Consider the following 12,431-nt stretch of genomic DNA (forward strand, 5'->3'; position numbering starts at 1 on the left):
CGACGATTTACTCTAACTTATACTTAATAAAGATGATTGACATGAAATTTTTAATTTCATTTTCTAAAAGTCATCTTTGATTGGGTCTTAGTGAAATTAATTATTATTGATGCTTACCAATATTTATAGCCGTTTGCCATGCTGTCAGAGTAGGAATAGTTGCGATCGAGTAAAGTAATATATTAACATTTACGCCCGTCAAACGGACGTAAATATTGTTAAGTAATTGTGCTGGCTAAATTATTTCCTCTAAATTTATTAGGAAATTTAGAAATTTAATTAATAGCCCTCTATAGTATAACCAGCAGATTGAACCATCTGTTTAATTGATTCTTCAGAAGCTGCAGCATCTACAGTTACGGTTTTAGTATCAACGTTCACATCTACTTTGGCATCAGATTCCATAGTCAGAATAGATTTAGTTATTTTCTTAGCGCACTCATCACCTTTAATATCGGGAACTTTCAATTTAATTGCCATTACTTACCTCATTACGTAAACTGAAATTTACATTTAATAAATATAATATCGATTTTGAGAGTGAGGGCACATCTTACTTGAGTTAGGGAATTGAGCATCACATAAATAGTAATAACTAATAGTTCTACCTAAATCGTTTTTGACAAACTATTGAAGCAGTCAAACTAAATTAAATGCTAAAATGTATAAAGTTATTTATGAAAATCCACTTAGAAACCGCTAACTTTTAAAAAGCCTTTTTTAGTTTGTGATGAGGACTCCACAAGACATTCTCCCTACTTTTTTAGGCATTGGTGTTAGAGATAGTTATTTTAGTAAGACTACCCAATCGTATAAGAGTCTATGCGTAATTCACAAAATCTTTTTATCTGTAGTTTTTAATTTATTGTATGCTTCAGATACTTTTGCCCAACATTTGAAGTACATATAGATTCAAAAAACAGCTATCTTGCGGCATAAATATATTGTGGGTTCCCAACAAAAACTTTCAGCGACATAATTATGATACGAGTGTTAGACACTGCTTAATTTGGGTATTTACGCTAGAGACTGCTTCACATTGCGAGTGGGAACGATTCCTGAAATGTACCAGTAGTTGAAATGCGATCGCTAGAAGCAACGAAAAAATTAGCATTTCTCGTTTGATTTATTTTCCAATATCTATGACGAACTATGACCCTCGAAGTAAAACTCGCTAACGCTTCTCTAGGAGAGGCTACGCCTAGTTTGCTTACGCTATCGGTGGCGCAACTCCAGGATGCTGAAGTCATCTTACTCATAAACACAACCTAGTTAACTACAAATACCCACTTTGTCAGTTTGTCTAATTGAGATATGTTTGGTAAATAAAATAAGTAGCCTAGATCATCGGCTGTTATTCCACACTTGACATAAAGCATTGTGAGTGCAAAACGTCTGCCAGAAACCATTGCCCATGTCAGAATTACCCGCCAATCCTGGCAACACGGCTTCCTTGAAGGTGAAGTGAGTGCGGGTGAGTTTGAGTGGCATTTCCAGTGGCATTTTCGTCGGGGAGAACTTGCCGTCAAGCCTTCCCAAGGTCGCGCCTTAATCAAAGAACCTCTGGGTCGATTCTTAGAGCAACAAGATTACCAGCTAGAGCCTGGAGGAGACTATGCTTTTACGATTCGGGCGGAACTTTAAAAGTTTGGAGTTATTCAATTTTGGATTCTGGATTGAAAAAAAAAGTGTTCGACTGAGCGCTCACGCCGAAGTCTAAAATCTAAAATTGGCTGGTTGCTGATTCAGTGAGGCGATTTAAGTATCTTTCGATTAAAAGGATGGCAACAATGTCATCTATGGGTCTTGGAGGCTGTCGTAGACCCTGTGGCAATAGCTTGATTAGCCCTTTGGGCGGGAACATTTGCCAATAGCGATCGCGTGCTTCTAAGGTTGTGTAGCGCTCATCTACTAAAATAATACTCAACGGTTCTGTCAATTCTTGATATAATCTCTGTCTCCACTGTTTGGCTGTAGTTTGGTCGCCCATGACCATCAAAGAGATCGGAAACCTTTGGCGCAGTGTCTCAATGCTAGCGATCGCCTCTTTTGCTAACACAACTTGATGATAATACAGTTGCCGATCCAGTCCCATCACCCCTAAACCACACTTATCTCGACCTGGATCGAACCCCAAAATGACTGGTTGCATTGGTGAAAATTCACGGAAATTCATAATTAATTAAAAATTAAAAATGTTCGCATAGTATCTGCTAAATAAAAAATGCAGCTACAGCAATTATTTTGACTGCTGTTCAATATGTTTAAATCTTACTAATAACAGTGTGCAAATAATTTTTTAAGTACTAAAAATAATTTTTCCGTTAACTATTGCTACCAATTTTACTCTCAATGGCCCGGCTGTATAAGTATCCTCTGCTGCGATCGCTTTGATCTCCAAAAGTTGATTATACTGTCTTAATTGGCTGACAAAGCGCAGAAAAGTCCCCTCTACTTGCACATTTTCGACAATTCCGGCATTACGGGCACGAAATTGGGAAGCAGAAATCAGTATTTCTAGCCGCTGCTGTAACTGATAAGATGTCATGGTTTGGGAATCAGCAGTAGTCGTGGCTAACACCGTGCCTCCCGAAAAAACCAGTTGATTCTGGGCTGTATCCGCAAAAAATTCGATCTGCTTTTCTCCCCTGACGTAATTACCAGCAGAAAAAATTCGCACGACGTATTCTTTACCATCGCCAATTTGCTTGCTTAATTGATCGACCCGATCCTGGGTCACGCGCAACAGCTCTAAGTTTGCCGAATTTGCACCAGGTTCGCTTAATTCGAGGTTGGCGTTGCGATTGGCTTCTTGTAAAAGTTGTACCACTGCCTGACGAGCAGCGGCAGGTTGAGTAACACGAATTACAGCAGCAGACAGAACTTGACCGCGAACTAAAGCCAGCTTACCCAAACGCAGGTCGCGGTAGGACTGATAATATTTTTCCAGTCTGGCAACTTCCTGTTCTAGTTCCTCCTGTTGTGCTTCCAATTCTTTGAGGCGCGATTCCCGTTTGGCAATCACTTGCTCTCGTGCTGCAACTTCTACGTTACGCTTTTGAATCAGTTGATCCAGTTGAGCAATTTTTTGATCGCGCGCTTCTATGGCTTCTTGACGGTTAGCAAGTTCGCGATCGCGTTTTTCAATTGCTGTTTTGGCTTCGTCAATGGCTTTTTTCGCTTCTGCATACAGTCGTTGTCGTTCTGTCTTCAAGAGTTCAACTGCCGCCTGTAGCTGTTTTCTCTGATTGGAAACGCTTTGCAACTCAGCTATGGCTTTTTGGTACTGAGTTACAACTTGTCCTAGCTGGCCTTGAGTGCGTTGGAGTTGAGTTTGAGTTTGAGCTTGTTGACTAATAGTGCGATTCAACTGGGCTTGCGTTTCCCTCTGTTTGGCATTTGCCGCCTGCAAGGATTGATTAATTGCCTGCAAGTCTTGTTGTGCTTTTGCTTGAGCAATTCTTGCTTGGTTTAGCTCGCTCTCTACCTGACTTTTCTGCGTTTCTGCGGTTTTTAGCTGTTCCCGCTTCTGTCTGAGGTCTGTTTGAATATCTTCTAACTCAAAGACTCCTTTTCGCAAACCTTCGTCGGCAGCGAATAAAATCCCTAACGTTGATGCTGAAATCAAACCACCAGTAAAAATTGTTACTAGTACGGCGGTGTTTTTTGGACGAAGCTTAAAAAGTGAGAGGCGGGCTTTGCCAACTCGTGTGCCGATGCGATCGCCCACGGTGGCAATTACGCCTCCCAGAATCAAAATTGCTGCGATGAGGATGTATCCGGTGGTCATCTTTAGCTACCGAAATCCTTCCTGATACAGCCTACTACTTTTAAGCATTGTCTGGAAAGAAGTGGAAATTGGCAATAGCTGAAATTATTCAATTTTAGATTTACCTCTAGCTATTAGTGTCATTTTTCAAAATAGAACACGCGCCGATTCCCCTTTCTCCAATTGTTTTTATGTGAACTGTCTACTTAAGGTAACAGGTTTATGCACAGTAATCTTCTTTTTGTGGATAGAAATCATTTTTTTCTCACGCAAATCTCCCAGTAGCCTAGTAACGGTAACACGAGTTGAACCAATTGCCTCTGCGATCGCTTGATGAGATAATTTCAAATCAATTGTGATCCCATCTGCACAAGGAACGCCAAAATCCCGACAAAGAATTAACAAAAAACTCACCAACCTAGAACCCATATCTCGGTGAGCAAGAGTTTCAATCATCATCTCTGTTTGTAAAATGCGCGAAGACAGACCTCGCAGCATTAACATTGATAATTCTGGATTTTCCTTGAGTGCTTGTTCCACTTGTTCAATTGGTGCTGACAGTAATTCCGCAGGCGTAAATGCAACCGCATGGTAAAACCGATCCGACTTATTTCCTGTCAGCAATGACAATACACCAAAAACACTATTTTCCCGCAGCAACGCTACCGTTATTTCCTCTCCTGCCTCGTACACCCTGGAAAGTTTAACAGCACCTTTCAAAAGAAAATAAACTCGTTCGGCAGGATCGCCAGGAAAAAAGATCGTTTTATTGCGTTCAAACGTTTCCACAACTGGCGGAAACGCCCCGGTCGCCATCTGACGAAAAACATTTGCTAGGGCTTTATCTTGTGTCACGATCATCTCCCTTCCCCTACCCAATGCCGGAAAAACAAAAACTGATTACCTAAGAATACACCCGAAAAATGAATAAAGCACCGTCAACCTTTCTGTACTTTCCTATACTCCAACTAATCTCTTCATAACTCTTTGTTTATAATGATACATAATTGTTGATCCTTTCAGCTACTAATTGTTGATAAGTACTTCCAATAGCTATATTCAAAAGGTTTTTTGAAGAACAAATAAAGATATCTTGAGAATATCTTTATAAAAAATCAAGGTTTTTGTCACAGCAAACACCCTTAGCAATATTCATTTTTGTCAAGCCTGTATAAAACAAAGACAAAACGTGCCTCAGATTCTAGTATGCTCCTAATGATCGATCGCATTAACAATTTATATGCTAAATCTGACTGGAAAAAATGCCCTTGTTACAGGTATTGCCAATAACCGCTCGATCGCTTGGGGCATCGCCCAACAACTGCACAAAGCTGGAGCAAACCTGGGTATTACTTACCTGCCGGATGAACGCGGCAAGATGGAGAAAAAAGTCGCGGAGTTGGTAGAACCTCTTAACCCCAGCTTATTTCTTCCCTGTAATGTCCAAGATGAAGACCAAATTAAATCTACCTTTGAGACAATTCGCGAACAGTGGGGAAAGCTAGATATCCTCATCCATTGTCTGGCTTTTGCCAGCAAAGACGATTTAAGTGGAGATTTTAGCCAAACCTCTCGTTCTGGCTTCAACACCGCCTTAGAAATTAGTACTTACTCATTAGTGCAATTAAGTGGTGCAGCGAAACCTTTGATGACAGAGGGAGGTAGTATCGTCACCCTGACATATTTAGGTGGTGTTAGGGCAATCCCCAACTACAACGTTATGGGAATTGCTAAAGCGGGTTTAGAAATGAGTGTGCGTTACCTGGCTGCTGAACTAGGGCCGCAAAATATCCGCGTGAATGCCATCTCCGCAGGCCCCATCCGTACATTGGCATCTTCAGCAGTGGGTGGAATTTTGGATATGATTCATCATGTAGAAGAAGTAGCTCCCCTACGACGCACCGTCACTCAGCTAGAAGTAGGCAACGCTGCGGCTTTCTTGTGTAGTGATTTGTCCAGTGGGATTACCGGACAAATTCTATATGTAGATGCAGGATATGAAATTATGGGAATGTGACGCGATAAAGTTAGGAGTTAGGAGTTATGAGTTATGAATTTTTAACTCCTAACTTCTAACTCCTAACTCTTTTCACTCCCCATGCAAACAACCAATCGCCAAGTTAATTCAAACTACGATCGCCTAACTGAAACTTCTCGGATTGCCACTGTTCACCGCACTACTGGTGAAACTGATGTGCAAGTTACCATCAACCTGGATGGTAGAGGAACTTGCACAGCAGGAACAGGCATTCCGTTTTTGGATCATATGTTGCATCAAATTGCCTCCCACGGGCTGATTGATATAGATGTCCAAGCCAAGGGAGACTGGGAAATTGATGACCATCACACCAACGAAGATGTAGGCATTACTTTAGGGCAAGCTTTCAACCAAGCACTAGGCGACAGAAAAGGCATTGTCCGCTTTGGTAATTTTCTTGCACCACTGGATGAAGCCTTAGTTCAGGTAGCGCTAGACTTTTCTGGACGGCCTCACCTCAGCTACGGCTTGCAAATTCCTACTCAGAGGGTAGGAACATATGACACCCAACTGGTGCGAGAATTTTTTGTGGCTTTGGTGAACCATAGCCAAATGACACTGCACATTCGGCAACTGGATGGTATTAATTCCCATCACATTATTGAAGCGACATTTAAAGCCTTTGCAAGAGCAACACGGCAGGCGGTAGAAATTGACCCCCGACGTGCTGGCTTTATTCCCAGTTCTAAGGGAGTTCTATGACAGGAGTCAAATTGAATATTGGGATTAGGCATTGAGCATTGGGCGAATGGCACTAAGAAAAGATAAAACCCCTGCTAGGGCTGGGTGTTGGGGGTAGGGTGTAGGGTGTAGGGAAAAAGTAAGAAAAGTACAATCCTCGTGCGAACATCAATGAACTTCTTGCTCACTACACCCCACACCCCACACCCCACACCCAAAAGCCTTACGAATAATAGGTTTGCCGTTAACAAGCGTGCCATGCGGCATTGGGCATTGGGCACTTGTACTGAGTTTCGACTGCGCTCAACTAGCGCGTAGTCGTAAAGCCTGCGGCATAGCTACGCTTCGGGCGCAGCCTCTTCAAGAGTTGTATTCGGCATTGGGAAAAATCTACCCTTGTCTTCCCAATCCCCACTCACCAGTTTGAGCTAATTGACACACTCGTTTGTGATGGTTATTATCAGCCTACTGGGTAATTTTTAATTAATACCAAGCTGATAAATAGTGATTTAACCGAGATGAAGTCTGTTGCAGATGACCCTAATTCTCAACTTAATACGACAGACACTCCGCCAGTAGTCCTAACTTCTGAGTTGCGAAAAGCCTATCGCACTGGTTTTTGGCTAAATCAAAAAGTCGTATCTCTCAAAAACTGTTCTTTAACGGTTTACAAAGGCGAAACCTTTGGGCTGTTGGGGCCTAATGGCGCTGGTAAAACCACCCTTTTAAAATTATTGCTGGGAATTATTCATCCTACCTCTGGACGGGGATTATTATTGGATAAGCCAATAGGCGATCGCAGTGTTAAGCAACATATTGGCTATCTGCCAGAAAATCCCTATTTGTATGACTATCTCACTGGTTGGGAGTTTTTACAGCTTGCTGCTGGGTTATTCCAAATTCCCCAAAGTGTCCAACGCCAGCGCATTCCCCAACTATTGGAATTAGTGGGTTTATCCCAAGCTGATGCCCGTAAAAAGCTTTTGCGCCGCTATTCCAAAGGAATGCTCCAGCGTGTTGGTATGGCACAGGCGCTAATTAACGAACCAGATTTGGTTTTTCTAGATGAACCAATGTCTGGTCTCGATCCGGTGGGACGCTACCAAATGCGAGAAATTATTCTGGCGCTCAAAGCTGCTGGTAAGACGATTTTTTTCAACAGCCACGTTCTTAGTGAAGTAGAACAGATTTGCGATCGCATTGCCATCCTCGCTCAAGGTGAACTAATTTGCTCTGGTTCGCTCAATGAACTCTTAGGCATAAATCACATATATCAAGTAAAAGGTCAAGGTGGTGACTGGGAAATTCTCAAAAAATGGATACCCACTCTCATATTTGAGCCTGATGGTTCCTGGCACGGTACACTACAAGACGGTTACTATGATTTTCTTGCCAGTCTTCGTCTTATGGAAGGTAAAATTATCGCCATTAACTTGTCACGCCAATCCTTAGAAGAATTTTTTATTCAACAGATCCAAAGAAAAAACAACCCCTTGAATTAGTCTTGTTGCTAAGTAGTAAATTGTCTACTGGCTTGAAGAACAAAACCCAAAATTCTGCCTTTTTGAGTTCTCTTTGCCAACGCAATCCACAAAAAATAAAATTCCGACATCTTTTCAAGGTTATTTATATTTATTTAATGAACTCGTTCCTAATTTTAGTAGTCCTTTACTACTCATCGCAGATTTTAAATGTCATCAAATTAACTCTGACAATAAAAATTTATTCGTGACTACTTGATTGTTAGCTAACAGATAATTTATTGTAGAAACTGGGTTTATTGGCGTAAATCTTATGTTTTTTGATATTACTCTATTCAAGCAACATTAAATTTAAGCTAACTTCACTAAAAATTTAACTTCAATAAACAAATTTCCTCCGGAAAATCACACTTTTCTAGGAAAATAAGAGTGTCGGGGAACATGAATACTTAGGTATAGTCAAAATAAAAATGTTTAGACAGTACTTTATTGATTGTAGTTTCAGAGTCTCAAGTAAATATGCTTAACAAAAGTTTGTCTAAATTCCTAATTCAGCCAGCTGTAGGTATGGCTTTGTTAACTGCTGTCAATGCCGCTGTGTCATCTGCCAGTCTAGCTCAGGGACAACCATTACCACCAACAACACAACCACCAATTACACAAACACAATTAGATACTAATTATTCATTAGGAGGCGGCGATCTCATCCGTGTAAATGTATTTGAAGTACCTGAATATACAGGTGAATACCAAATTCCCCCCGGTGGAGCAATCAACCTACCTTTAATTGGCAGTGTATCGGTATTAGGGCTAACAACTGAACAAGCTTCTGACGAAATAGCTAGAAGATATGCTCGCTTCCTCAAACGCCCCTTAATCTCAGTCAATCTCTTGTCTCCTCGTCCCATCAATATTTTTGTTGCTGGAGAGGTGACACGTCCTGGAGCTTACACTCTAAACTTGAGCGGAGGCGCCGGGAACAATCCAGGCGTACAATACCCCACTGTATTAGCCGCATTAACAACAGCGCAGGGGGTGACTTTAGCTGCGGATGTGACTCAAGTTCAATTACGGCGTAGAATAGGACGTTCTTCAGAGCAATCTGTCACCCTCAATTTGAAAGAACTCATTCAAACAGGCAAGTTATCGCAGGATATTACCTTGCGGGATGGAGACACTATAGTTGTGCCAACAGCAACCAACTTCAACGTCGCAGAATCTCGCAATATATTTGCATCCAACTTTGCCGCCAGTCAAACCACACCCCGCACAGTAACAATTATTGGTGAAGTTAACCGTCCTGGTTCGTATCTTGTCACCCCAGGTAATACAGATAGCCAAGTGGGCGCAACCCCTAACAGTGGCACTGCTAGTCCCACTGGTTTACCAAATGTGACACGAGTAATTCAATTAGCTGGCGGGATTACAGCACAAGCTGATGTGCGTAATCTCAAGCTACGCCGACCTACAAGAACTGGCTCAGAACAATCTATAGATATTAATCTTTGGCAACTGTTACAGAGTGGTGATGCCAATCAAGACATCATTGTGCAAGACGGAGATACAATTGTTATTCCGACGGCAACTGAAATTAACCCCGCAGAAGCGACTCAATTAGCTACGACTACTTTGTCTCCTACACGGATTCAGGTTGGTGTGGTAGGCGAAGTTAAAAAACCAGGTCTAACAGACGTTCAACCAAATAGTTCTTTAAATCAAGCTATACTCGCTGCTGGCGGATTTAATGATGCCAGAGCTAGTAGTAGTGCTGTTGATTTAATTCGCCTCAACCCTAATGGTTCTGTCACTAAACGTATAGTAAAAGTGGATTTCTCGGCTGGGATTAATGAGCAAACTAATCCCATACTCCGCAATAATGACGTTGTAGTAGTCAACCGATCTGGTTCAGCTAAGACTGGCGATACCGTCAACACCATAACTGGACCTCTAGGTGTTATCTTTAATCTTTTGAACTTATTCGGACTTTAGTTTAAAAGATAGATGCAAATTGGGGACGTTAGCCAACCCTCTTCGTCCCTAAAATTGCACTATCCTTTAATCAAAAGCAAGTTACACATAACAAACGCTTCACAAGACATTGCTTCTTCCAACTTGCGTTTTCTAAATGCTGTGATACTTGTTAATACAAGTCTGCTATAAATACTCTGACAGCCGCTCTCTTCTGATTTGCCAATGTTCTAAGCTATCTGACCACTTTTATATATCCGTCATTATAATAATTTTAAGTAATATTACCTATAAAAAAATACTGTAAACTTTAAAACTCTCACTGTAAATTCATAATGTGCATTGATAGGCTTTTGAAATCTTTATTGTAGGTACTCGGATTTCTTATGATAATGAGAATCTTTTAGAAAGCAGATTTCGTAAATACTAGTTCATCACTGATTTTTAGTCATTCAGTGATTCTTATTATCATAAGAATTATTTAAGTAAATCAACTAATTGATGACAGATATACTATTTTAACCACAGATACCGCGTATACACAGTAGAATGATGTCGAATTGGAAATGACGCCATTTGTACGGTTGCTTGGTGTTCATGAATAGGGTAACTCTGGATACTGATATTTTTGATTCAGTGACTTTATCAGATGTTTGCAATTTTTTGGAACACAAGCTCAAAAGGTGGTTCAGCCATATTTACGCGAAAATGCGCAGGTTTAAACCTATAAAACCGTGTATAAACTTACAAGTGGCAGTGATACGACCGTATCCAATACTGGGTTATTAACTAAGGCTAGAGTTACTAACCGTTAACGATTGAGTTTTTGCAACATACCCTATTTTTTCCCTATGATGATTCATGGTTTCGGTTTTCTCAGTTTGAGCGCATCTCTTGTACTTCCCTGGGCATTAACAGGTCTGGTTCAAGGGCAGAGAATAACAGAGTCTTTCTTTAAAGATGTTCCTCAGCCATCCACTATTCAGGAAACACCACTACCTAACCGCAAGTTGATCAGTGGTATTTCAACTGGGACAACATACTATGTTAGTGGTAACGGAAACGACAGAAATAGCGGACTTTCTACCTCATCCGCTTTTAGAACACTTCAAAGGGCAGCAAACCTGACTAATCCTGGCGACACGGTACTTATTATGAACGGGCAATACAAAAATGGGCCCAAAAACGGTGCTGTACTAAGTATTAAACGTTCTGGAACTGCAAATGCATGGATTAAATATAAAGCATATCCTGGGCATTTTCCAAAAATTCAGCACAATACGTGGAATGGTATCTCGATTTCAAATGGAGCTTCATACATCGAGATTAACGAGCTGGAGGTTATAGGGAACAATGCTAATATCACCCGTAATTATGCGTTAAGTCAGAAATATAACACATCAAATCAGCTTACTAGCGGAAATTGCATAAGCATTGATGGAGGAAACAAAGGCCGTTCTCATCATATAAATATTCTAAACAACAAAGTGCATGATTGTGGAGGAGCAGGTATCTCAGCAATCCAAGCTGATTATGTGAAAGTGGATAATAACACTGTTTTCAATAACGCTTGGTACACAGTTCATGGTTGCAGTGGCATTTCCCTGCTTAATAATTGGAGTTCTGACAACAAGCAGGGATACAAGATATTTGTGACCAATAACAGAAGCTACAATAATCGAATGTACGTTCCTTGGATTGGTTCCGGAACGATTTCAGACGGTAATGGTATTATTGTTGATGTTTCAAAAGGATATAGAGGACGGATTTTAATTGCAAACAATCTCACCTACAATAATGGCGGTTCAGGTATTCATTCCCATGATAGTCAGCATATCGATATTATCAACAACACGGCATATTTGAATCAGCAAAGTCCAGAAGTTAAAAAAAAGGGAAAAGGCGAAATTTATGCGGGTTATTCGTCTGATGTCAAAATTTTCAATAACATTATGTATCCTTCCCCTGGTAATGTTGCGAATAGCAATATGAAAAATGTCAACGTCAGTTATAACTACAATGTTTATCGTAATAATTCGACAATCAAGATTACAGGGCCTAACGATATGATTGCAGATCCACAGTTTGTTAATGCCTCGGCTCGTGACTTTAGATTGAAATCAACAAGTCCGGCAATTAATAGTGGCTTAAAGTGGAGTAGTTTGAAAACTGATTTTCTAGGCAATCCTCGTGTGTCCGGTTCTGCACCTGATAGAGGAGCATACGAAAATCGGTAGTAGTTAAAAGTATGGCATTGGGTTGTAGGATAAAGTTTTTATTGATATATAGCTTTTGTCTACAACTCAATTCAAGAAGGCCAGCAACAGCCACGAAGCAAAACAGTGAAGATATATCTTATCCGATCTAGGAGCGCTATATAAATAATTCTTAGTCCGGTTAATTACTTATTATTTAAAACTTCTGGCGTCTTTACGTCAGTCTTTATTAATAAATATTTATCCGGACTTGATGTAACTCCTAAAATAATTTTTTA

General features: G+C 40.6%; 10 protein-coding genes. 6 read left to right on the forward strand and 4 right to left on the reverse strand.

Features of this window, described 5'->3' with window-relative positions; translation table 11 throughout:
- Positions 1-279: 279 nt before the first annotated feature.
- The gene (locus tag RMZ95_RS04975) at positions 280-480 is read right to left on the reverse strand and encodes a heavy-metal-associated domain-containing protein (RefSeq protein WP_104908368.1); all 201 of its coding nucleotides are present in this window, start codon (positions 478-480) and stop codon (positions 280-282) included.
- Between the two features lie 900 nt (positions 481-1,380).
- On the opposite strand from RMZ95_RS04975, the gene RMZ95_RS04980 reads away from it, so the two are divergent.
- Positions 1,381-1,644 (forward strand): DUF3146 family protein, encoded by a 264-nt coding sequence (locus RMZ95_RS04980; protein ID WP_069070640.1) that lies wholly within the window; start codon positions 1,381-1,383, stop codon positions 1,642-1,644.
- 79 nt (positions 1,645-1,723) lie between these two features.
- On the opposite strand, the gene RMZ95_RS04985 is transcribed toward RMZ95_RS04980, so the two are convergent.
- From RMZ95_RS04985 to ntcA, 3 genes are all read right to left on the reverse strand, one after another.
- On the reverse strand, positions 1,724-2,176 hold the full coding sequence (locus RMZ95_RS04985; RefSeq protein WP_322686309.1) for a resolvase: 453 nt from the start codon (positions 2,174-2,176) through the stop codon (positions 1,724-1,726).
- 123 nt (positions 2,177-2,299) lie between these two features.
- Positions 2,300-3,790, reverse strand: coding sequence for a DUF3084 domain-containing protein (locus tag RMZ95_RS04990; protein ID WP_322686308.1), 1,491 nt, complete (start codon positions 3,788-3,790; stop codon positions 2,300-2,302).
- A 168-nt stretch (positions 3,791-3,958) separates the two neighbouring features.
- The gene (gene ntcA, locus RMZ95_RS04995; protein ID WP_017652326.1) at positions 3,959-4,630 is read right to left on the reverse strand and encodes a global nitrogen regulator NtcA; all 672 of its coding nucleotides are present in this window, start codon (positions 4,628-4,630) and stop codon (positions 3,959-3,961) included.
- A 379-nt stretch (positions 4,631-5,009) separates the two neighbouring features.
- Between ntcA and fabI the strand changes: the two genes are divergently transcribed.
- From fabI to RMZ95_RS05020, 5 genes are all read left to right on the forward strand, one after another.
- Positions 5,010-5,786 carry an enoyl-ACP reductase FabI gene (gene fabI, locus RMZ95_RS05000; protein ID WP_322671731.1) on the forward strand — a complete coding sequence of 259 codons (777 nt, stop codon included), beginning with the start codon at positions 5,010-5,012 and terminating at the stop codon, positions 5,784-5,786.
- An 81-nt stretch (positions 5,787-5,867) separates the two neighbouring features.
- Positions 5,868-6,509 (forward strand): imidazoleglycerol-phosphate dehydratase HisB, encoded by a 642-nt coding sequence (hisB, locus tag RMZ95_RS05005; RefSeq protein ID WP_322671730.1) that lies wholly within the window; start codon positions 5,868-5,870, stop codon positions 6,507-6,509.
- Between the two features lie 497 nt (positions 6,510-7,006).
- A complete protein-coding gene (locus RMZ95_RS05010) occupies positions 7,007-7,990 on the forward strand; it encodes an ABC transporter ATP-binding protein (protein ID WP_322685418.1) in 984 nt (327 codons plus the stop codon).
- A gap of 498 nt (positions 7,991-8,488) precedes the next feature.
- Positions 8,489-9,958, forward strand: coding sequence for an SLBB domain-containing protein (locus tag RMZ95_RS05015; RefSeq protein WP_322685417.1), 1,470 nt, complete (start codon positions 8,489-8,491; stop codon positions 9,956-9,958).
- Positions 9,959-10,788: 830 nt separating this feature from the next.
- Positions 10,789-12,174, forward strand: a complete 1,386-nt coding sequence (locus RMZ95_RS05020) for a choice-of-anchor Q domain-containing protein (RefSeq protein WP_322685416.1) — start codon at positions 10,789-10,791, stop codon at positions 12,172-12,174.
- The last annotated feature ends 257 nt before the right edge of the window (positions 12,175-12,431 follow it).

Origin of the sequence: Nostoc sp. DedQUE07 (assembly GCF_034530975.2) — a bacterium.
GTDB lineage: Bacteria > Cyanobacteriota > Cyanobacteriia > Cyanobacteriales > Nostocaceae > Nostoc.

Excerpts from the sequence above, each read along its gene's own strand:
- ntcA (WP_017652326.1), bottom strand. The coding sequence starts at position 4,630 with ATGATCGTGACACAAGATAAAGCCCTAGCAAATGTTTTTCGTCAGATG.
- RMZ95_RS04985 (WP_322686309.1), bottom strand. The coding sequence starts at position 2,176 with ATGAATTTCCGTGAATTTTCACCAATGCAACCAGTCATTTTGGGGTTC.
- fabI (WP_322671731.1), top strand. The coding sequence starts at position 5,010 with ATGCTAAATCTGACTGGAAAAAATGCCCTTGTTACAGGTATTGCCAAT.
- RMZ95_RS05010 (WP_322685418.1), top strand. The coding sequence starts at position 7,007 with ATGAAGTCTGTTGCAGATGACCCTAATTCTCAACTTAATACGACAGAC.
- RMZ95_RS05015 (WP_322685417.1), top strand. The coding sequence starts at position 8,489 with ATGCTTAACAAAAGTTTGTCTAAATTCCTAATTCAGCCAGCTGTAGGT.
- RMZ95_RS04990 (WP_322686308.1), bottom strand. The coding sequence starts at position 3,790 with ATGACCACCGGATACATCCTCATCGCAGCAATTTTGATTCTGGGAGGC.
- RMZ95_RS04975 (WP_104908368.1), bottom strand. The coding sequence starts at position 480 with ATGGCAATTAAATTGAAAGTTCCCGATATTAAAGGTGATGAGTGCGCT.
- RMZ95_RS05020 (WP_322685416.1), top strand. The coding sequence starts at position 10,789 with ATGATGATTCATGGTTTCGGTTTTCTCAGTTTGAGCGCATCTCTTGTA.
- hisB (WP_322671730.1), top strand. The coding sequence starts at position 5,868 with ATGCAAACAACCAATCGCCAAGTTAATTCAAACTACGATCGCCTAACT.